The following is a 20,395-nucleotide window of genomic DNA, read 5'->3' on the forward strand; positions in this document are numbered from 1 at the left end:
CCGGCCGGCGGGGGGGCGCCGCGGGTCACCCGGGCGCGGGCGGCCCCGGTGGGGTGGGGGGTGGGGGCGCCCCCCCCGGGGGGGCCCCGCCCCATCCCCCTTGTCCCTGCCGATGTGAGGAGGTCGCCGGTGCCGCTCCGCTGTCAGAGGATGTCGACGAGCACCTTGGAGATGTCGATGTCGTCGATGATGTCGGCGTTGTTGAGCGCCGAGACCACCGCGCTCTTGAAGACCAGGTTGTCCTCCACCGACAGGTTGTTGAGGACGTCCTTGACGACGACCTGGACCGCGTCGAGCTGGGCGCGGTCGAGCACCTCGATGTCGTTGCCGCTGGCGATGTCGCCGATGGTGATGATCGACTCGGGCAGGTCGATCGGGACCTGGACGGTGGTGTTGATGGTGCACACGATGACGTTGATCAGACCGGTGGGGTCGGAGTTGATGCACGAGGCGCTCGGGGTCCCGGTGGCGGAGGCGGTGCCGGCGGTGCCCAGGGCGGCGAGCGCGGCGAACGAGACGGCGGTGGCGGCGGTTGCGATGCGCTTGAACAACTCTGGCTCCCATTTTCTCGGGGTGTGGTGCGATCTGATGGGATAACGGAATCAGATGGTGAACAGCGGGGAAAGAGCCGGTTTTCCGAGGGGTGTTCACCTGTGGAAAAAATTGATCCGGTCGTTTGCGGCGGATTGCCCCGAACGTCGGCCGGAACCGATTGGACCCGTATCTTCATCGGTGACGAATCGCGCTGCGAACCGCGTTCAAACTCGGCCGGGGGTGTGATCCCGGATGGCCGTACCGGCAGTCGGGGGAGCGTGCGGACCGGGCGGGTAAGGCCAGGCTCCGGATCGGGTCGCCCGTCCGGATGTGCGGAAGGCGCGCTGCTGCGGAGTCAGCGACCTGGACTGTCCGGGTGTTCGGCGCGCCTTAAACTGCGCTGAAAGAGTGGCATCGTGTTTTGTCGGTATATCAACCCATCGAGTGTGACAGGCGTCACTTTCGTGAATCGTGGCGTAGGTTGTTCAACGTCAAACGATCTTGTGGCGACGAGGTGTCGGTGAGTGCGCGATCGGCCGCCGGCGGGTCCGGGGCGCGTCCCGCCGGCGGCTCGTGAAACGGCGTCTACCGCGGTGCGATCCCCAGCGCTTCGGCGATGACCGGGCGCAGGGTGCGGCTGAACTCGCGGTTGAGGTGATTGGCGTCTAAATACACCACGACCCCGCCGACGACGCCGTAGCACTTGCGCGCGTCGCAGAAGTAGTCGGTCGTGTCGATGTAGGTGACCCCGGTGTTCCCGGTCGCCCGCGCCGCCTGCGCGAGGGGGTCGGGGGGCTGGGCCCGGTCCCGGTCGACCCCGCACACCGCCGGGTCCTCCCGGTTCAGGTTGACGCAGTCCAGCGCCCTGACCTCGCCGTTGAGCGGCGGATCGCCCAGCACGACCACCCGGGTCCCCGCGTCGGTCCACTGCCGCCAGTAGGGCTCCAGGCCGTCGCGGTAGTACTCGGCCTGCGTGCGGCCCGAGGAGTCGCGGGCGAGCTGCTGCCGGGCGTAGAAGGACATGAAGACGGTGTCGGGGCCGGTTTCGGTGATCTCCTCGGCGACGTCGGAGACCCAGGTCGTGCAGCTCTGCGCGACGGCGGGCAGCTCGGTGCCCTGGTAGCCGACGAACGGGACCTTCGCGAACGGGCACCCGCCCAGCAGGCTCATGGTGACCACCCACTTCCGCTCGCGCGCCAGGTCGAGCAGCGGGGCCTGCCACTGCTCGCCGTGCGAGTCCCCGACCAGCCACACCGCGGTCGCGTCCGGCGCGCCGCCGCTGAAGTCGCACACCGAAGTGGTCTTGCGGTCGCCGACCACGTGCCGGTCGACGGCCGTGCACCACTGCGCGCCCGCACCCCACGGCGCGTTGGCCGGGCCGAGGTGGGTGGTTCTGGCGGGCCCGAACGGGTCCGGGCACCGCTGCCCCGGGAACAGCGCGGCGGCACCGCGACAGGCGGTCGGGCCCTCCTCGCCGAGCTCCCTGGCCGCCTGGGCGACGTGCCGGTCGTAGGTCCAGATCAGCGTGCCCGCGACCACCCCGACGGCGAGGATGCCGACGACCATCGCGGTGAAGGTGTTCCTGGTGCTGCCCGCGATCGGACCCCAGGTCATGCCCTTGTCCTCGACCAGGGTCTTCGACAGCCACGCCAGCACGACCGCGACCACGAGGATGCCGACCTGGTGGGCGAGGGTCAGCCTGCCCTCCGCGAGGGTGTCCGCCAGCGCGAACGGCGCGAGGACGATGAGCGGCCAGTGCCACAGGTACAGGGAGTAGCTGATGCCGCCGAGGAACTGGAACGGCGTCGACGCCGAGACCGGGGTGTGCCACTGGCGGCCACCCCCGGTGCCCGCGAGGATCACCAGGGCCGTGCCCACCGTCGGGACGAGCGCCCAGTAGCCGGGGAAGGCCGTGTGGTGGTCGAACAGCACGGCCGAGCCGACGATCATCGCCACCCCGGCGAACGCCGCGACCCCGGCGGCGAGGCGGGGCAGCGCGAGCCGCGCACCGCCGAACGCCACCAGCGCCCCGATCGCGAACTCCCACACCCGCGCCGGGGTCACGAAGTACGCCTGGCTCCTGGCGACCTCGGTGAAGTAGACGCAGAACGCGAGCGAGGCCACGCCCACCGCGCAGATGCCGAGGACCTGGGCCGTGCGCTGCCTGATCTTGAAGCACCACACCAGCAGCAGCGGCCACAACAGGTAGAACTGCTCTTCGACCGACAGCGACCAGTAGTGCTGCGCCAGGGTCGCGACCGCCGTGAACGCGGAGTAGTCGACCGCGTTGGCCGCCAGCAACCAGTTCTCCGCGTACAGCGCGCCGGCCAGCACCTCGTGGGCGTTGGCCTCCCAGCGCTCGTAGGGCAGCAGGAAGTAGGCCGCGACGAGGCCGACGCCCAGCACCAGGAACGCGGCGGGGAGCAACCGCCGGATCCGGCGGGCGTAGAACCGCGCCAGGCGGACCCGGCCGGTCCGGACGATCTCCCGGTCGAGGTGGGAGCTGATCAGGAAGCCGGAGATGACGAAGAAGACGTCCACGCCGACGTAGCCACCGGTCAGCCAGGTCGGCCAGAGGTGGTTCAGCACGACGGCCATCACCGCGATGGTGCGCAACGCCTGGATGTCGGTCCGGAAAGCACCGCCGGGGGAGGGGGACTGCGTCACGGGCGCGACAGCGATCCCCGCGGCGTGCGTCTCCGCGCTCATCAGGCCCCCAGTCGGTTTCAGTCCGGGCGGGGAGTGTACGAGACCGGAAACGCCGAAAAACCGGTGCTGGACGCACGTCCCGGCCGCACTGGTCACCGCGCGCGCCGTCGCGACAACGCCGCGTGGCGACCCGCCGACGTCCAAGGGGCGAATCGACTTCACCGATCTCTTTTCGGACATCGAGCGCGCCGCGACCGTTGTTACGATTTAGCCCTGTGCGCGGGCCATTGCGTGGAATGCGCCGCGCCGGGGAATGTCCGAAGAAATTCCTCATCACGCGTCACAGCGCCGGAGTTCGACGCTGTGACGCGTATCCGGGTCACTCGGTGGTCGGCGTGAAACGCAGGTGGACGCCCCGGCCCACCTGCTGGAACCGGTGTCGGTGGAGGGACTCGACGGGGTTCGGCAAGACCAGCAGTTCCCGTTCGGCCGGGTTGAGCACCGAACTGACGAAGATGATCCGATAGGACCCCGGGGGCATCTCGTAGGCGGCACGGAGTTCCGACGGACCCAGTTCGAACTCGTACCGGTCCGTCGTGGTGGCTTTGACCTCGAAGTAGCACGTGGCCCGGCCGCTTCCGACCTTGAAGTCGTAACCGAGGCTGTCGTCGCCTGGGTGCCCGCCCACGAGGTGCTTGCGGTTGGCGGACACCCAGGAGTCCGGAGTCGTCTCCCGGTATCTGCTCTGGAGCCACCGGTAGGCGATCACTTCGCCGGCCACTCCGATGGCCGACTTCTGCTCGTTGGACGCTGTGGAGCCGTAGACGCGTGCTGTGGTGGGAACGCCGCTCGCGCGGCTGACCGTCGAGGCGGCTCTGCGCGTGACGACTTCGAGGGTCCTGCTCGTCGGCTCGACCCCGAGCAGCGTGGCGTCCACGGACCGGTCGACGGCTTCGACGAACGGTGCGAGGTCGGTCGAGGTGTCGAACACGCGGTGGCCGAAGGTCAGTTCGGTCCGTCGCCTGCGCCGGTCCAGCTCCTCCTGGTGGTTGGCCGAATCGGCGTTGCGGCGGTCAGCGTCGGTGAAGCCGAACCGGTCGTGGTCCAGGTGGGCGGGCATCGCCTCGGGCCAGTGGCCCAGCCTGGCGAGCCAGGTGATCAACGCGGCCTCGTCGAGTTCCACGAAGTCGAGGCACCCCGACGCGGCCAGGGAATCCCGGACCGGCGTCAACTCGGTCCAGCCGTCGGGCGGGCGGATTCCCGACCTGACGCACCAGGTGGTCACGAGTCCGCCGGCGGCGCGCAGTGCGCGGCCCAGGAACTCGTGATTGGTCTGCCGGACCTGGTCCACCGGGGCCAGGGGCCGGGTGGTGGCGGGCGGGCGGCCCTGGGCGGCGACCCAGCGCTCGACGTGCCCGGCCACCAGGTCCGCCGGGGGTACCTCGTACTCGTCCAACCACGCCGGATCGGGTGCCGGCTCCCGCAAGTCCCTGATCGCGGTGTAGCCGGAGAGGTCCTCGGCGGCTGTGAAGCGCCCGAGGAAGCGGTTGCGGAGGGCGTCGAGAACGACGGTCCGGTGGTCGTCGAGGTAGGTGGCCAGGACCGTCCGGTGGGTGTCGGCGAAGTGCAGCGGCGGGTAGTCGAGGTCGTGCAGCGCCGCGTTGAGCGGCCCCAGGCCGACGCCGGTCTCCCGGCGGATCTGATCGATCGTCTCCGCCCGGAGGGCGGCGGTGAACAGCGCATCGGTGTCACCGATCGCGCGAGCCACCCGCGCCCGCAGCTCGTCGACGTCGTCGACCTCCGCGTCCGCGACCGACCGGGCCGCGTCGAGGCCGGCGGCGACGTGGACGAACGGGACCACCAGGAACCGGACGTGGTCGGTGGAGGCCAGGTGGGTGCGCAGGGCACGGGCGATGAGGCCGGCGCTCACGCGCAGCACCGGTTCCAGTTCGGCGGCCCGCGGTTCGCGGTAGCCGCCGATCGACCGTTCGAGCGCGAGCGCTGCCGCCCGGATCTCCGCCGCGATCGGGGCCTGCCCGATCAGTTCGGCCAGATCGTCGGCCAGCACGTCGAGCGCCGCCCACGACGGCACCGCGAGCTCGCTGTCGTCGAGGGCCAGGAACGGGTGTTGCGGGTCGTCGAGGTGCGCCGCCCGGATCGGCCGGCCGCGCACCGGTCGGCCGTCGACGACCACGCCGAGGGGGGAGCCGGTCACCAGCCGGACCCGCCGCAGCCTGGCCGCCAGGTCGTTCAGCACCCGGTCGGTGACCCGGGCGAAGGACTGCGAGCGCAGGTCGACGATCGCGATGACCAGGCGCGCCGCCCACGAACCGAACACCTCCACCAGCGGGCGGCCGATGTCGGCGGACGGTTCCTGCTCGACGCCGTCGACCACGATCCCGGCTTCGACCCGGGACGTCGGCACGACCTTGAGCGCGCGGTCGTGACCGGCCAGGGCGATGATCCGCCGGCCGTCCTGGTGGTCGGCGATGAGCACCGGAGCTCCGACCGCGTCCAGCACCTGGGCCGCCAGCCCCGGCGGGACGTCGTGGACGTACGCGGTGACCGCCTGCGGGTCGGCCGGGTCGAGCACCTCGACCTCGCTGCCCCGGGAGACGATCAGCCCGTGGTCCCCCGGCCACGGCTGCCCGTCGGCCACCAGGTCCGACCACGCCCCGCGCACCGCCCGCAGCACGGCGGACGACTCGGCCTCGGACACCTCGCGCGCCTCGATCAGCTCGGCGAGCGCGCCGAGTCGCCTCGTCGCCGACCGCCTATCGTTCCAGGTCGCCAGAGAGGCTCGGGCCAGGTGGTCGCGGGTCTCCGCCGAGGCCGAGATCCGGCGGCGGTGTTCGACCGGGGCGAGGCGGGCGAAGCGGGGAGCGGTGTCCTTGCCGGTCTCGTCGAACGTCCACCCCTCCCGGGGCGCGACGAAGTAGTGCTCGTCCCGACTCCCGGCATCGGCCATCGGGAACCACTCGGCGTGCTGGAAGAAGGTGTGCGCGGGGGACGGCCACCGCTGCGGGTCGGGTCTGCTCTGGTGCCGGCTCGACTGGCGCTGAAACCGGTAGTGCCAGGTCTCCTCCGGCCAGTCCTCCACGCTGTCGAGGATCGCGGCGGCGAGGAGCTCCTTGACGTCCGGGCCGAACAGGTCGAAGGCGTCCTGGCCGGGCACGATCCGGAGTTCCCGCTCGCCGGTGTACGGCGTGTACGGACCGACCAGGATCGACGGTTTCCAGTGCCGGTGGACTCCGCGGTCCCAGGCCGCGTACCCGGCGAGGTCGAAGCGCGCCGCGACCGTGGCGGCGGTGAAGCGGACGCCGTCCATCGTGAGCGGTGTCTTGGACCGGAGGGCGGTCGGGCGGAGCCCGTCCCGCACGCCGCACCGGCTCAGGAAATCGCGGAACGCGGTGACGTCCTTGATCCGGAACGGCCACTGCTCCGGGGCGAGGACGGTGTGCCGGCCCAAATCCGCCAGCGACGGGGAGAGGCGGCCCGCCGCGCTGACCAGCGCGGCGGTGGTCGCGGCCCGGGGCGTCTGCCACGGGGCGGAGAAGACGGCGAGGCCCGCCGGTGTCCAGCCGGATGCGGTGGGCACCCGCAGGCCGAGGTGGGGGAGATCGTTGTTCCGGGCCCGGGACCTGCGCTCTTGGGCATAGACCCAGGACAGCGCCTGCTCGCAGGTCTTGTCCGGGGGGTGGGCGGCGAGCAGGCGTTGCACGTGACCGAGGACGGAGGCCAGCTCGAAGCGCTCGACGAGGTCCGCCCGGCCCAGCAGTTCGCCCACCGGCGTGCTCTTGAACGTGCTGCCGGTCCTGGTGCGGGTGCGGATGCCCTCGTGCAGGAAGACGACCGCCCGCTGGAGTCCCCTGGGCACCGAGAGGGTGTCGCCGTCCTCCTCGCCGTGCGCGGTCGCGGGCGGCAGGAAGACCGTCGGCTCGATCCCCCCGGCGTCGTCGGCCCGGGGGCCGGTCCGCCGCCGCTTCCCGTCGGAGTCGACCAGGACGCGACGACGGCGCAGGGCCGCCGGGGAACGGTCGGCGAACTCGGCGGCCACCTCCCCGAGGAACGCGTCGTACCGGGCGACGGGCTTGGTCGGCACCGTCGCGGCGACCTTCTCGACCCACGCGGCCACTTCGTCGTCGGTCGGCCGCAGGTTCCCCACGCCGCAGGCTTCGGCGAGCGCGCCGAGCCGATCGACGCGCGGGGTGCCGATCGACTGGTCCACCAGCAGCGCGTGGTGTTCGACCGCATGCGAGGTCAGGACCGCGCGGTCGTCCGGCGGGCGGTAGTCCCGCACGTCCCGCAGCGACGCCCACGTCGGGTTGCCCCGGTTCCGCGCGGGCACGAGAGGCGCGGTCGTGATGTCCTGACCGCGTTCGAGGAACGCGCGCCGCAGGTGCTCGACGTGCTCGTCGTCCCAGCACAGGAGGTCGGCGACGGCCACGCGCCGGACCTCGGCGTCGAGCTTCACCGCGCCCTTGACGAGCAACCGGATCACGTCGGCCGCCAAGTCGGCGGCGGCCTCGACCAGGAACGCGTTGAACCGCGACTTCTCGTTCAGGTCGAGCCGGGCCATCCTGGTGTGGAACGGCGCGTGCAGGTGCGCGTGGAGCGGCGACGGCACCCCCATGGGGAGGTAGGTGTAGGTCGTCATCGGGTGTCCGAGCGCGTCCTGCCCGTCCACCGCGACGGCCAGCGCCACGGTGGCATCGCTGTCCCAGGAGCGCCATGACGGGTCGAGTTCGTTGCCGTCGACGGCCTGCCGGATGACCTCGCGCACCGCGTCGGCGGGCAGAGCGCGGCTGACGAGGAGGAAATCCCGGCCGGACAGGTCGACCCGGCTCATGGTCAGGTCTGGCTGGGTGAGCACGTCCGAGGTCGACCGCCGGACGGTCGTGCGCCTCGGTTCCTCCCCGGCGGTCAGGTGTTCCACGACCACCGAGCTCAGGCGTTCGAGGAACAGCGCCACGGGCGGCGTGGGGTGGATGAGCCGGGCGACCTGGTCCCGGGCCACGGCCCGCGCCTGGTCGCCGGCCAGCGGCAGGCGGATCACCGTCACCATTCCCAGGTCGTGCAACCTGGCCAGGACCGGGTCCGCAGCGATCGCGGGAACCGGGAGCAGGTACCGGGAGAAGTCCCGGGTGACGACCCGGAAGTCGTCCTCGTTGTCCACCCGGTCGCGGATGTCGTCGTCGTCGGCGAAGCCGAAGCAGAACCCGCCGAACCCGGGCGACAGCGGGTCGTCCGGGGCGCGGGAGTAGATCTCGGGCCACTCGCAGACCTGGAGCACGCTGCGGAAGCCGACCCCCTTGTTCCCGATCCCCTCGCCCGGCGGTTTGCTGCTCTGCGCGATGTTGGTCAGCGCCTCGAAGTTGTCCGACCCGAACGGCGTGCCGGTGTTGGCGACGTAGAGCACGGCCCCGCCGTCGACGCTCTCGTCGAGCAGGACGTGCACGCGGCCGTCGCGGCTGCCGGGAGGCTGCGCGTCGTAGGCGTTCTGCACCAGCTCGATCAGGAACCGGCCCTCGTACTCCAAGGTGATCTGGCCGGTGATCGCCGTGAGGCTCTTGGTCGGGTTGTACCGCGACTGGCGGCCCAGGTGGTCGGCGATGCGGGCGCGTGACTCGCGGGCGACTCGTTCGACGGGCTGCTCCGACATCCGGCTCATTGAACCAGACGAGGAGCGCTCGCTTTGTCGGAGTCGGAGTCGGTCTCGGCGGTGCGGTGGCGGGTGTTGCGGATGCTCAGGACGAGGCCGGCCCGCCCCGGCGACTCGGGTGCCCGGACTCGGCGTCGGGGGCGCGCTTGATCCGAACCCGGGACGGCAGTGGACACCGGTCCCCACCACGGCCGAATACGTTGTCACCAAAGAGGTTCGGTCTCTCGCCCGGCGCGCAACGGACGGAGCCGGACCTCCGCCGATCATGTCCGGATCCGGCCGGCGACCGACCGCCGGATGCGCCAGGCCGGGCCCGACCGCGACCCCGCCGTCCCCGGAGCGACCTCGATGTCCCGACAGGACAAGGCCACCGCCTTCCACGAGGGCGGCTACGGCGAGGACTTCACCGAGATCGTCGCGCACGTCCTCGCGACCGGGGTGGACGGCATCGACTTGTTCGTCAACGCCCGCATCGACGTGTACTTCTTCGGCGACGCGTCGGTGTCGGACACGCTGCGCCGAGGTCTACCTGGCGGCGGGAGCGCACGGCGTGTTCGTGCCGGGCGTGGTCGACCTCGGGACCATCGCTGAGTTGGCGGACAACCTGGACGCGCCGCTGAACCGGAGGGACGCGTAACCCGCGTCGCGAGGAGGGGCAGGCCGGGAACAACGCCGCCGACCCCACGACGAACGACGCCACGCGGGCTACCACCCGGTGCTCGCAGGTTTGACACCCCCCGGTCCGGGACCGGAAGATCGACCGTCCGACGGATGGGGGGCTTTCCGTGCTGGACGTGTTGCGGGTCAAGGATTTCCGGCTGCTCTGGGTGGGTCGTGCGGCCAGTCAGCTCGGTACGTGGCTGTTGGTGGTGGCGGTCCCGGCGCACGTGCTGGAGCTGACCGGCTCGGTCGTGGCCGCCGGGTTCACGATGGCCGCCGAGTTCCTCGCGCCGCTGCTGCTCGGCCCGGTCGCCGGGGTCGTGGTCGACCGGTGGGACCGCCGCCGGGTGATGGTGTGCGCGGACCTGCTGGGCGCGGTGGCGATCAGCGCGCTGCTGTTCGTGGACGGGCCGGACGACATCTGGCTGGTGTACGTCGCGCTGCTGGTGGAGAGCGTGGGCACGGTGGTGTTCCGGCCCGCCGCGCAGGCCCACACCCCGGTCGTGGTCGGCACGGGCCGGCTGCTGACCGGGGCGAACGCGGTGAACGCGGCCACCGACGGCACGGTCCGGCTGCTCGGCGCTCCGCTGGGCGGCGTGCTGCTGGTGCTGGCCGGGTTCACGCCGCTGGTGTGGCTGGACGTGGTGAGCTACCTGATCTCGGCCGTCGCGATCGCCGCCACCGCGCGTCGGGCCGCGCCCGGCCGGTCCGGCAGCGGCCTGGCCGACCTGCGGGAGGGGTGGGCGTTCCTGCGCCGGGCCCCGGTGCCCCGGGCGCTGCTGCTGGTCATCTCGGTGTTCTTGGGCGCGAACGCGGTGCTGGGCAGCCTGCTGGTGCCCTTCGGCGTGCGGGTGCTCGGCGGTCCGGGGGAGACCGGCGTGGTCCTCTCGGGGCTGGGCGTGGGTTTCCTGCTGGGCGCGCCGATCACCCGCGTGCTGACCGACCGCCTCCGGCCCGGGTACCTGATCTCGGGCGCGCTGACCGGGGTGGCGGTCGGGTTCGGGCTGCTGTTCGCCTCCACCTCCGTGCCGTACGCCGTCGCGGCGGCGGTCCTGGTCGGGTTGGCGGGATCGACGACGCTGGGCGGGGCGCAGACCGCGTTGCAGCGGTCCACGCCGAACGCGGTCCTCGGGAGGGTCGGCGCGGCGATGTACACCGGAGAGGCGGGGGCGTCCCTCGCGGGCGCGCTGGCCGGTCCGGTGCTGCTGAAGTTCTCCCTGGCGGTGGCGGTCTGGTCGGCGTGCGGCCTGACGCTGCTGTGCGCCGCGCTCGTGCTGGTCCTGCTGCGCGGAGCCGGTCGACCGGCTCCGCCGCCCGACGCGCCCGGACCCCGGCGGGGCAGTGCGCCCGAGCCGTCGGCGGAGCGGTGACCCGCGCGGCGGGCCGGGGTCACCCCTGGGCGGCCCACCACCGGCGGCCCGCCTCGCCGAGGGAGGAGATCGGGTCGTAGTACGGGTAGCGCCGGTCCAGCGCGTCGGGGTCGTCGAGCTCGATCCCGGTCCGGTAGTTCTTGGTCCAGTACGAGATGCCGCGCTCGTGGTCGTAGTCGGCGAGCTGGTGCACCCACCGCTTGCCGACGTAGGGCACGTCGCACACGATGCGGGGCGTGGCGTAGCCGGGCAGGTAGCCCATGATCGCGTGCTGGAGCCGTTGCGCCTCGCGCACCGGGACCCGCCAGTGCTCGGCGTTGGGGATCATGTCGCACAGGTAGAAGTAGTAGGGGAGGATGTTCGCCTCCCCCTGCAACGCGAAGCACAGGTCCAGCAGGTCCTCCGGGGTGGCGTTGACGCCCTTCATCAGCACGCCCTGGTTGCGCACGTCCCGGACACCGACCTCCAGGGCGGTGTGCGCGGCCTCGGCGACCAGCGGCGTGACCGACTGCGCGTGGTTGACGTGGGTGTGGATCGCCAGGTTGACCCCGCGCCGGGCGGCGGTCCGGGCGACCCGCTCCAGGCCCTCGACCACCTTGGGCTGGAGCCAGTGCTGCGGCAGCCCGGCCAGCGCCTTGGTGGCCAGCCGGACGTCGCGGACGGTGTCGACGTCCAGCAGCCGCATCAGGAACGATTCGAGCTGCGGCCACGGCACGTTGGCCACGTCGCCGCCGGAGACCACCACGTCGCGCACGCCCGGCGTGCGCCTGAGGTAGTCGATCATCTGGTCCTGCCGGTCCACCGGTTTGAGCAGCAGCTTGTGCTTCCGCACCTGCGGGGTGGAGTTGCCGACCAGGTCCATCCGGGTGCAGTGGCCGCAGTACTGGGGGCAGGTCGACACCAGCTCGGCGAGCACCTTGGTCGGGTAGCGGTGGGTCAGGCCCTCGACCACCCACATCTCGGCCTCGTGCAGCGAGTCCCGCGCGGAGTGCGGGTGGTTGGGCCACTCGGGGTCGCGGTCGGCGCGGACGGGGATCATGTACCGGCGGATCGGGTCGGCGAGGAACGCCTCGGTGAAGTCCGCCGGCGCGGCGTCCGGTGCCATGGTGTTGACCATCTGCGGTGGCACCAGCATGGACATGGTGGCCAGGTCGGCCTGGTCGGCGGCGAGCTCGTCGTAGAACCGCTCGGCCAGCAGGTCGCCCATCAGGGCGCGGAGCTGCTTGACGTTCTTCACGCAGTGGGCCCGCTGCCACTGGACGTCCCGCCACTGGGCCCCGGTCACGTCCCGCCACCCCGGGAACCGCCGCCAGTCGGGCTCGACGAGCTCTTGTCGCGCGTAGGTGTACGGCTGCCGGTCAGGCCGGCGCGGCGCGGGCACGACATCGTGTAGCGCAGTCATCCATGCTCCCTACCGGTGTAGTCGCGTGAAGATATGTTGCCAGAAGGCCGGTTCGGCGTAAATATTTCGGCAGGGAGTGTTTTGGGCGGTTCGTTCGTTGAGGGGGTATGCGCGTGTTCGCCGTAGTGCTGATCGGTCTGGCCGTCGAGATCACCGCCCTCGTGGCGGCCTTCGGGGCGTGGGGGTTCCTGCCCACGCTCGGGCTGCTCGTCCTGGGCGGCGTCGTCGGCTCGGTGCTGATGCGCCGCGAGGGCGCGCGGACGATGGCCGCGTTCTCCGAGGCGCTGCGCAACCGCCGCCAACCGCACCAGGAGATCGCCGACGGCGTGCTCATCGCCGCGGCCGGCTTCCTGATCCTGGTGCCCGGCTTCCTCAGCGACGTCCTGGGCCTGTTCCTGCTGTTCCCGCCCACCCGTCGGCTGTTCAGCAAGCGCATCGCGCGGCGCGCCGAGCAGCGCGAACGCGAGATGACCCTGAACCTGCGCTACGGCCGCCCGCCGACGGCCGGCGGTGTGGTGATCGACGGCGGCGTGGTCTCGGGCGGTGTGGTCGACGTCCAGGTGGTGGACGTGCGGTCCGCCGACGTCCGCCCGGACACCGGCCCCGAACTGCGCTGAGACCTGGTCTCAAAACTTAAGGGTGTGTCACCGCGTAACCTGCCGGTCCTGGTCGTCGATCGTGGGCAGTCATGGCGAAGACGACGCAGTAGCGGCGGGTCGAAGACCGGTTCTGGGAGCTGATCGAACCCCTGATCCCGTCCCGACCAGCGCCGCGCGGTCCGGGTGGGCGGCCCCGGATCGATGACCGTGCCGCGCTAGGGGGGATCTTGTTCGTGCTCGACACCGGCTGCCGCCGGCGAGACCTGCCCGAGCAGCTCGGATGCGGTTCCAGGGCACACCGCGTGGCGGCGGTTACGTGAGTGGCGGGACGCTGGTGTGTGGGACCGGCTGCACCAGCTCGTGCTCGACGAGCTGTCCAACATCGACGAGCTCGACTGGACCAGAGGCTGCATCGACGCGGTCTCGGTGCGGTCGAAAAGGGGGGCGAGCTGACCGGCCGCAGCCCCACTGACCGGGGTAAAGCCGGCTCCAAGTACCACGTTCTGTGCGACGCGAACGGGCTACCGCTGCACATCATGTTGTCGGCGGCAAACACCCACGACAGCATGCTGTTCGAGCCGCTGCTGGACACGAACCCGACCGTGCGTGGCCACCACGGCCGGGCGGGCCGGCCACGATGCCGACCGGACAAGTTGCACGCCGACAAGGGCTACGACTACCGCCGCTGCCGCCGCTACCTGACCCGCCGCGGTATCAAGGTCCGTATCGCCCGGCGCGGGATTGAGGGCAAGTCCCGCCTCGGCCGGGTCCGCTGGGTCGTCGAACGCACCATCTCCTGGCTGCTGCGGTTCAAACGCCTCGGGCTGCGCTACGACCGGACCGAACGCACCACGCCGGCGCTACTCACGCTGGCCTGCACCGTGATCAACGTCCGCCGGCTCATCAAGATCGAGCTCTGCGACCAGGTCTAACGCATCCATTCACTCGTGGGGGATACATCGGTAGCTCTGTGTCGTCGGGTGGGGTGACTGGTGAGCTTCTGAGCGCGGAGCAGGTCCTCGGGTCGGCACGGGGCCCCCGTCACCACGAGGGAGATCGATCTCCTGGAGGAGGCTGCGGCCGCGTTGCCGACGGCACCATCGACGGGGATGAACGAGCACTCTCGTCGGGAAGTGATCAGCCATCGGTGGGGCCGCCTCTTCAGAGGCGTTCGATGCGGTCGGCCTGCGGGCCCCGGTCGCTCTGACGCACCGCGTACCGGACCCGGTCACCCTTCTGCAGCGGCTCCGACCCCATGATCACGGACACGTGGGCGAAGAGATCGTCGCCGCCTGCGTCCGGGGTGATGAAGCCGAAGCCGCGGTCGCCGTCGTAGCGCGCGACGACGCCCTCGCCGCCTCGTACGGGCACGTCCCGCGCGGCCGGTCCTGCGGCCGCGGCAGGTGCCGACCGCTGCGGTGCCGTCCGGGGCTCGGCGCTCCGGACCAGGTGCACGTCGCGGGCCTGCGGGCCCTTGTCTCCTCTAGCCACCTCGTAGGCGACGCGGTCGCCCTCCGCGAGCCACGTCAGCCCCTCGGCCAGGGCCTGGGCGTGAACGAAGATGTCCCCGGCGCCGGAGTCGGGGTTGATGAAGCCGAAGCCCTTGTCCTCGTCGTACCAGGCCACCGTGCCGTCGGCACCGTCCGAGATACCAGCCGCAGCGGGTGAGCCGGCCCCTGCTCCCAGCGGGATCACGTGCCCGGCCTGCGGGCCGCGCTCGCCTTCGACGATCAGGAATGCCACCCGCTGCCCCTCGGTGACCACGCCGCCGGTCACGATGGCGGAGCTGTGCACGAAGATGTCGGCGCCGCCGCCGTCCGGCGACGCGAAGCCGTACCCCTTGCCCGGCTCGTACCAGTTGACGGTGCCGAGCAGGCCCACGGCGCTGCCGGTGGCCGCATCGGCGGTGACGCGAACGCGCAGCGCCTGGGGCCCGCGGTCGTTCTCGCCGACCTCGAACACCACGGCCTGACCCTCGCGGAGCACTTTCGCGCCGCCGTCCTCGACGATCTCGGAGGCGTGCACGAACACGTCCGGCGAGCCGTCCTCGGGCGCGAGGAAGCCGAAACCACGTTCGGCGTCGAACCAACGGACGGTCCCTTGCGGCATCAAAGGCTCCAGGTCGAGAGGGCGGGCACTGGCCCCCAGTCTCTCTGACGGACTTCCGGTCCGTCGGGCCGGGCCCACGGGCGGGCGGTGCGGAGCCAGGGGCGGGCCGTTGGTTCACCTAGCGACACGCCGAGTTTTGAGACCAGGTCTGAGCCGCCGATTCCGCCGGCGCTGCCGGTCCTGACGCCTCCGGTCCTGACGCTTCCGGGGAATCCGGCCAGGGCCGGCGCTCCCGGGCGGACGGCAACCACAGCAGGTGCGGTGTCGCCGCACCCTGTTCGGTGAAGAACAGGAGGGCGCTCTCGGGTTTCTGGAGGGTCGCGAAGAAGCCGCCCTCGACCGAGACGACCTCCGAGCGGTCGACGAACGCCAGCCCGTACGCGGCGATGTGGGTGTCTTCCCGGTCGTCGTACTCCACGGCGACCGCGAAGAGCCTCGGGGCCTCCTCGACCGCGAGCGCGGCGAGGAACCGGGCGAACCCCGCGTCGTCCGGAGGGGCGTCGGTGGTGTGGTCGGTGGTGCGGTCGGCAGTCACGGGCGGTATCCTCCGGTGTCGTCGTCCTGTTCGCGCAACCAGTGTCCTGTTTGCGCGATCGAGGCGTCAATGCCACGATCAGGTGCACCGGGAGGTCCGTTTGCCGTCCCTATGCTGGGCCGCATGATCCGCAGTACGGCGAAAGCCACGGCGCTCGGCGCGAAGATCCGCGCGGCTCGCGAAGCTGCCGGCCTCACCCAGCGGCAGGTCTGCCAGCAGACCGGCATCCACCCCGGCACGATGACCCGGCACGAGTCGGGCGAGCGCCCGCCGGCCGAGGAGGTCGTCATCGCCGTCCTCGACGCGGTGGGCGTGCACGGCCCCGCCCGCGAGGAGATCCTGGAACTCGCCCGCGACGAGCCCGCCAACGGCTCCACCTGGACGGCGATCAGCCTCCCCGACCGGCGCGCGCAGCTCGAAGCCCTCGTCCAGTTCGAGCGACTGGCCACCGACATCGTCGACGTCAGCCCGCTCGTCGTGCCGGGTCTGCTCCAGGTGAACGGCTACGCGCGGGCCGTCATGCGCGGCGGCCGGGTGCCGGAGCCGGAGATCGAGACCCGGGTCGCGATCCGGATGGGCCGCCGCGACGTCCTCACCAGGGCACGGCCCGCCCGCTACACCGCTTTCGTCGCCGACCACGTCTTCCGCCAGCGGTTCGGCGACCCGGCCGACCACGCCGAACAACTCGACCACCTGCTGAAGCTGGCCGCGCTGCCCAACGTCGAGTTGCGCGCCTTCGGGCTCGCGACGGGGTGGAACGACGCGATGGACGGCCCCTTCTCCTTGCTCACGCTCGGCGCGGGCGAGACGATCGTCCAGTTGGACAACCGGGTGAGCAGCGTGTTCGCCCGGGAGAAGGACGACGTCGACGCGTTCCAGGAAGCGGTGCGCCGACTCGCCGGTGTGTCGCTGAGCGCCGGCGAGACCGTCGAGCTCATCGCGGGCCTGGTGGAGGAGGGCGACCGGTGAACCCACCTCGGTGGCGGAAGTCGAGCAGGTCCGGCCCCAACAACAACTGCGTCGAGGTGCGGGGGGACCTGCGGGCGCTCCGGGACTCCAAGCGGGTCGACGCACCGGGGCCGGAGTTCCGGGACGCGCGGGCGGTCACCCGGTTCGTGTCGGGCCTGCGCTGAGCGGTCGCGGGGCCGGCCGCGCGGACCCGGTGCGGGCGGAACCTGCCGCGCGGGTCCGGGCCGGGCACCGGCAGACTGCTCAGGCGTGACTACTGTGAACGCCCGTCCCGCCACCACCCTCCTCGTCGGCGGTCGGATCCACTCGCCGACCTCCTCCGACGCCACCGCCATGGCGGTCACCGGGGACACCGTGGTGTGGCTGGGCCAGGACTCGGCGGGCCGCGCGCTGCACCCGGACGCCGAGGTCGTGGACCTGGCCGGTGCGTGGGTCGCGCCGGCGTTCGTGGACGCGCACGTGCACGCCACCGCCGCCGGCCTCCTGCTGACCGGGCTGGACCTCACCGGGTGCCGCTCGCGGACCGAACTGCTGGACGCGGTCCGCGCCGCCGACGGCCCGCTGATCTGGGGCCACGGCTGGGACGAGACCCGCTGGCCGGAGAACCGGCCGCCGACGCGCGCCGAGCTCGACGACGCGGCCCGGGGCGCGGTGGTGTACCTGTCGCGGATCGACGTGCACTCGGCGCTGGTGTCCTCGGCGCTGGTCGACCGCGCACCCGGCGCGCGGGACGCGGACGGGTGGTCGACCGACGGCCCGTTGTCCCGGGCGTCGCACCACCACGCGCGGGGCGCGGCGAAGGACGCCATCCCGGTCGCGCAGCGCCGGGCCGCGCAGGCGGCGTTCCTGCGGCACGCGGCGTCGCGCGGGATCGCCTCGGTGCACGAGTGCGCGGGACCGGACATCTCCAGCCGCGACGACCTGGCCGACCTGCTCGCCGGCACCGAAGGCCCGGAGGTGGTCGGGTACTGGGGTTCGCGGGAGCCGGTCGACCTGCCCGTGCGCGGGTTGGCGGGTGACCTGTTCGTCGACGGCGCTCTCGGCTCGCGCACGGCCGCGCTGTGCGCGCCTTACGCCGACGCCGACACCACCGGCGCGTTGTACCTGACCTCCGAGGAGATCGCCGCGCACCTCGTGGCCTGCACGGAGGCCGGTCTCCAGGGCGGGTTCCACGTGATCGGCGATGCCGCCGTGGACGCCGTGGTCGAGGGCTTCGAGCAGGCCGCCGCCGTGGTCGGGGTGCCCGCGCTGGCGACCCGGCGGCACCGGCTGGAGCACGTCGAGATGATCGACGCGGCGCAGGCCGCCAAGCTCGGGTCGTGGGGCGTGGTCGCGTCCGTGCAGCCGCTGTTCGACCGCGAGTGGGGCGGCCCGGAGGGGATGTACGCGCAGCGGCTCGGGGTCGCGCGGGGGACGGCGTTGAACCCGTTCTCGACGTTGGCGAGCGCGGGGCTGGTGCTGTCGCTGGGGTCCGACGCGCCGGTGACGGCCGTGGACCCGTGGGCGGCGATCCGGGCCGCCGTGCACCACCGCACCGACGGGTTCGGGATCTCACCGCGCGCGGCGTTCAACGCCCACACCCGTGGTGGGTGGCGGGCGGCCGGGGTGGACGACGGGATCACCGGGACGTTGCAGCCGGGCGCGCCCGCCACCTACGCGGTCTGGCGGGCCGGGGAGCTGGAGGTCGGCGCGCCGGACTCGCGGGTCCAGCGGTGGTCGACCGATCCCCGCTCGGGCGTGCCGGGCCTGCCGTCGTTGGACGAGCCGCCGACGTGCCTGCGGACCGTGCTGCGCGGCCGGACCATCTTCGGGCAGGGGGCTTGGTGACGGTCTCCACCTCGTGACCGCGTGCCGAAGCCCGCCCGGCCCCGTCATGGACTTCAGGAAGTTCTGGGCGACGTACTGGCGTTGCGGCGGTTGGAGCCCGTCGATCCGGTCGATGTCCTGGCCGAGGTCGTCGGCGTGCGCCGGGTAGGGGTTCGTGCTGTCCCGCGTGGCCGGGGTCTCCTTCCCATGGGATCGCCGCGAGCAGCAGCTCCCGCCCCGGCTGCCCCGGCGCGGCGGTCAGCAGCCCGGTCGGCTTTTCGGCCAGCGGCGGCTTGTACACCGCGCGGCCGGTTCGCACCGACCACGTGCGGTCGGCGGGGTAGGCGTGCTCTTGGGCGAGCCGGGTACGTAGCTGGTCGTAAGTGAGCTGCTCAGTGGCGTCCGGCGGGTAGTGGAACGTGCTCGGCGCGTGGCCGAACCCTGTGGTGAAACGGGCTCCGCGCAGGAGGCCGACGAGCTGTCGCTCGGCCGCGCTCTCCCGCGCGATGACCGCCGCCGAGTGCCGGGCGGGTGCGGGCAGGCGCTCGGGTGTCGGCCGTTCGGCGGTCACCGGCCCAGGGCTGGTCACGGCGTCGGTGGCGGCCGAGGGGCGTCCGGGCAGACCGTCGCGCAGTCGTCGACGTCCACACGGCCGGGGGCGTCACCGCGCGCGGGCCCCGGCGGACCTGTTGTCCTCCGGTCCGTCAGCCGGACGGCGTCGTTCTGCCCACCCCGGGTCTCTGCCAGTATCGACTGCGTGATCAGTCTCGATCCGGTTTCCCCGGTACCGCCCTACGAACAGGTGCGGTCCCAGTTCGCCCGCAAGATCACCGACCGGGAGCTGGCCGTCGGCACGCGGCTGCCCACCGTCCGCGCGCTGGCCGCGCAACTGGGCATCGCGGTCAACACGGTCGCCCGCGCCTACCGGGAACTGGAGGAGGCGGGTCTCATCGAGACCCGCGGCAGAGCCGGGACGGTGGTCGGCGCGGCGGGGGAGCGCAGCCGCGAACGGGTGCTGCGCGCCGCGCGCGGCTACGCGTCCACGGCGCGCGAGCAGGGCCTGACGGCCGACGAGGCGCTGGAGATCGTGCGGGCGGCCCTCGCGGATTGATCAGTAGTGTGGTCGGGTGACCAACGGACGCGGTGGTGGGGGAGATCCGGCGCGCACCCTCTCGGTGCTCTGGCGCACCACCTCGCCCAACCCGCGCAAGGACCTCGGCGTGGACCGGATCGTCGCGGTCGCGGTCGCGCTGGCCGACGCCGAGGGGCTCGGCGCGCTGTCCATGCGCCGCGTGGCGGACGAGCTCGGCGTGGGCACCATGTCGCTCTACACCTACGTGCCGGGCAAGGCCGAGCTGGTCGACGTCATGGTCGACACCGTGCAGGGCGGGACGGCCCGCCCGGAGGTCGTGCCCGGCGGGTGGCGCAGCCGGTTGACGCAGGTCGCCCGGGAGAACTGGGCGCTGCACCTGCGGCACCCGTGGCTGCTGGAGGTGGTCGCCAACCGGGCCGTGCTGGGCCCGAACGTGGCGGCCAAGTACGACTACGAGCTGCGGGCGGTGGACGGCATCGGCCTGACCGACGTGGAGATGGACGCGGTGCTCGGCCTGGTGCTGGGGCACGTGCGGGCCTGCGCGCGGCTCGCCGTGGAGGCGGCGCGGATCGAGCAGCGCACCGGGCTGACCGACGAGCAGTGGTGGCGGGCCGCCGCGCCGTTCCTGGCCCGGGTGTTCGACCCGGAGCGGTTCCCCACCGCGGCCCGGGTGGGGGCGGCGGCGGGGGAGGCGCACGGATCGGCCTACTCGGGCGAGCACGCCTTCGAGTTCGGTCTGGAACGCGTGCTCGACGGCGTCGAGGCGCTGGTGGTGTCGCGTCAGTAGGCGCGCTTGGGCATGATCACCCACAGCACGAGGTAGAGCACGAACTGCGGTCCGGGCAGCAGGCAGGAGAGCAGGGCGATCAGCCGGACGGTGTTCGGCTGCCAACCGAACCGCTCGGCCAGTCCCGCGCACACACCCGCGATCACCCGCTGGTTACGAGGCCTGGTCATCGTGGTCATGACTCCACGATGCCCCTTTCGGCGGCCGTGCGCATGGGGGC

At 72.2% G+C, this 20,395-nt stretch carries 16 protein-coding genes and 3 pseudogenes; 10 read left to right on the forward strand and 9 right to left on the reverse strand.

Going from position 1 to position 20,395, the window contains the following annotated elements; all coding sequences use genetic code 11:
• Positions 1-143 precede the first annotated feature (143 nt).
• The 3 genes from AB0G01_RS15635 to AB0G01_RS15645 form a co-directional block, all read right to left on the reverse strand.
• Entirely contained in the window at positions 144-551 is a 408-nt protein-coding gene (locus AB0G01_RS15635) for a hypothetical protein (protein WP_360945318.1), read from the reverse strand.
• Positions 552-1,119: 568 nt separating this feature from the next.
• Complete coding sequence (locus AB0G01_RS15640) at positions 1,120-3,243, reverse strand: acyltransferase family protein (protein ID WP_360945321.1); 2,124 nt, start codon at positions 3,241-3,243, stop codon at positions 1,120-1,122.
• A gap of 319 nt (positions 3,244-3,562) precedes the next feature.
• A complete protein-coding gene (locus AB0G01_RS15645) occupies positions 3,563-8,845 on the reverse strand; it encodes a DUF3883 domain-containing protein (protein ID WP_360945336.1) in 5,283 nt (1,760 codons plus the stop codon).
• Between the two features lie 348 nt (positions 8,846-9,193).
• On the opposite strand from AB0G01_RS15645, the gene AB0G01_RS15650 reads away from it, so the two are divergent.
• Positions 9,194-9,436: a hypothetical protein gene (locus tag AB0G01_RS15650; RefSeq protein ID WP_360945339.1), complete on the forward strand. Its 243-nt coding sequence runs from the start codon at positions 9,194-9,196 to the stop codon at positions 9,434-9,436.
• A gap of 194 nt (positions 9,437-9,630) precedes the next feature.
• Positions 9,631-10,875, forward strand: coding sequence for an MFS transporter (locus AB0G01_RS15655; RefSeq protein ID WP_360945342.1), 1,245 nt, complete (start codon positions 9,631-9,633; stop codon positions 10,873-10,875).
• Positions 10,876-10,894: 19 nt separating this feature from the next.
• Here AB0G01_RS15655 and AB0G01_RS15660 read toward each other — a convergent pair whose 3' ends face one another.
• Positions 10,895-12,277 carry a lysine 2,3-aminomutase gene (locus AB0G01_RS15660; protein ID WP_360945345.1) on the reverse strand — a complete coding sequence of 461 codons (1,383 nt, stop codon included), beginning with the start codon at positions 12,275-12,277 and terminating at the stop codon, positions 10,895-10,897.
• A 107-nt stretch (positions 12,278-12,384) separates the two neighbouring features.
• Between AB0G01_RS15660 and AB0G01_RS15665 the strand changes: the two genes are divergently transcribed.
• From AB0G01_RS15665 to AB0G01_RS15675, 3 genes and pseudogenes are all read left to right on the forward strand, one after another.
• Positions 12,385-12,894 (forward strand): FxsA family protein, encoded by a 510-nt coding sequence (locus tag AB0G01_RS15665; protein WP_360945350.1) that lies wholly within the window; start codon positions 12,385-12,387, stop codon positions 12,892-12,894.
• Between the two features lie 113 nt (positions 12,895-13,007).
• Positions 13,008-13,196: pseudogene (locus AB0G01_RS15670) on the forward strand (transposase); the annotation flags it as partial.
• 129 nt (positions 13,197-13,325) lie between these two features.
• Positions 13,326-13,808 (forward strand): IS5 family transposase, encoded by a 483-nt coding sequence (locus AB0G01_RS15675; protein WP_360946478.1) that lies wholly within the window; start codon positions 13,326-13,328, stop codon positions 13,806-13,808.
• Between the two features lie 229 nt (positions 13,809-14,037).
• On the opposite strand, the gene AB0G01_RS15680 is transcribed toward AB0G01_RS15675, so the two are convergent.
• The 4 genes and pseudogenes from AB0G01_RS15680 to AB0G01_RS15695 all read right to left on the reverse strand — a co-directional run bounded on the left by AB0G01_RS15680 (position 14,038) and on the right by AB0G01_RS15695 (position 15,520).
• A complete protein-coding gene (locus AB0G01_RS15680; RefSeq protein ID WP_360946481.1) occupies positions 14,038-14,571 on the reverse strand; it encodes a cold-shock protein in 534 nt (177 codons plus the stop codon).
• A gap of 6 nt (positions 14,572-14,577) precedes the next feature.
• Positions 14,578-14,757: pseudogene (locus AB0G01_RS15685) on the reverse strand (cold shock domain-containing protein); the annotation flags it as partial.
• 30 nt (positions 14,758-14,787) lie between these two features.
• Positions 14,788-14,985: pseudogene (locus AB0G01_RS15690) on the reverse strand (cold shock domain-containing protein); the annotation flags it as partial.
• Between the two features lie 118 nt (positions 14,986-15,103).
• Positions 15,104-15,520, reverse strand: coding sequence for a hypothetical protein (locus AB0G01_RS15695; RefSeq protein WP_360945353.1), 417 nt, complete (start codon positions 15,518-15,520; stop codon positions 15,104-15,106).
• Positions 15,521-15,643: 123 nt separating this feature from the next.
• Between AB0G01_RS15695 and AB0G01_RS15700 the strand changes: the two genes are divergently transcribed.
• The 5 genes from AB0G01_RS15700 (at position 15,644) to AB0G01_RS15720 (ending at position 20,175) form a co-directional block, all read left to right on the forward strand.
• Positions 15,644-16,489: a helix-turn-helix transcriptional regulator gene (locus AB0G01_RS15700; protein ID WP_360945356.1), complete on the forward strand. Its 846-nt coding sequence runs from the start codon at positions 15,644-15,646 to the stop codon at positions 16,487-16,489.
• On the forward strand, positions 16,486-16,653 hold the full coding sequence (locus tag AB0G01_RS15705; protein ID WP_360945359.1) for a DUF397 domain-containing protein: 168 nt from the start codon (positions 16,486-16,488) through the stop codon (positions 16,651-16,653). The genes AB0G01_RS15700 and AB0G01_RS15705 overlap by 4 nt, the downstream gene beginning before the upstream one ends.
• 85 nt (positions 16,654-16,738) lie before the next feature.
• Positions 16,739-18,316: an amidohydrolase gene (locus AB0G01_RS15710; protein WP_360945362.1), complete on the forward strand. Its 1,578-nt coding sequence runs from the start codon at positions 16,739-16,741 to the stop codon at positions 18,314-18,316.
• A 736-nt stretch (positions 18,317-19,052) separates the two neighbouring features.
• Entirely contained in the window at positions 19,053-19,406 is a 354-nt protein-coding gene (locus AB0G01_RS15715; RefSeq protein ID WP_360945364.1) for a GntR family transcriptional regulator, read from the forward strand.
• A 16-nt stretch (positions 19,407-19,422) separates the two neighbouring features.
• Entirely contained in the window at positions 19,423-20,175 is a 753-nt protein-coding gene (locus tag AB0G01_RS15720; protein WP_360945367.1) for a TetR/AcrR family transcriptional regulator C-terminal domain-containing protein, read from the forward strand.
• Here AB0G01_RS15720 and AB0G01_RS15725 read toward each other — a convergent pair.
• Positions 20,169-20,345 carry a PspC domain-containing protein gene (locus tag AB0G01_RS15725; RefSeq protein WP_360945370.1) on the reverse strand — a complete coding sequence of 59 codons (177 nt, stop codon included), beginning with the start codon at positions 20,343-20,345 and terminating at the stop codon, positions 20,169-20,171. The two genes, AB0G01_RS15720 and AB0G01_RS15725, sit on opposite strands and share 7 nt — an antisense overlap.
• Positions 20,346-20,395: the final 50 nt, after the last annotated feature.

Origin of the sequence: Actinosynnema sp. NPDC023587, assembly GCF_040640215.1 — a bacterium.
Taxonomy (GTDB): domain Bacteria; phylum Actinomycetota; class Actinomycetes; order Mycobacteriales; family Pseudonocardiaceae; genus Actinosynnema.

What these genes read in the sequence shown, in the direction of transcription:
- AB0G01_RS15640 (WP_360945321.1), bottom strand. Translation starts at nt 3,243, where the DNA reads ATGAGCGCGGAGACGCACGCCGCGGGGATCGCTGTCGCGCCCGTGACG.
- AB0G01_RS15645 (WP_360945336.1), bottom strand. Translation starts at nt 8,845, where the DNA reads ATGTCGGAGCAGCCCGTCGAACGAGTCGCCCGCGAGTCACGCGCCCGC.
- AB0G01_RS15650 (WP_360945339.1), top strand. Translation starts at nt 9,194, where the DNA reads ATGTCCCGACAGGACAAGGCCACCGCCTTCCACGAGGGCGGCTACGGC.
- AB0G01_RS15660 (WP_360945345.1), bottom strand. Translation starts at nt 12,277, where the DNA reads ATGACTGCGCTACACGATGTCGTGCCCGCGCCGCGCCGGCCTGACCGG.
- AB0G01_RS15665 (WP_360945350.1), top strand. Translation starts at nt 12,385, where the DNA reads ATGCGCGTGTTCGCCGTAGTGCTGATCGGTCTGGCCGTCGAGATCACC.
- AB0G01_RS15700 (WP_360945356.1), top strand. Translation starts at nt 15,644, where the DNA reads ATGATCCGCAGTACGGCGAAAGCCACGGCGCTCGGCGCGAAGATCCGC.
- AB0G01_RS15725 (WP_360945370.1), bottom strand. Translation starts at nt 20,345, where the DNA reads ATGACCAGGCCTCGTAACCAGCGGGTGATCGCGGGTGTGTGCGCGGGA.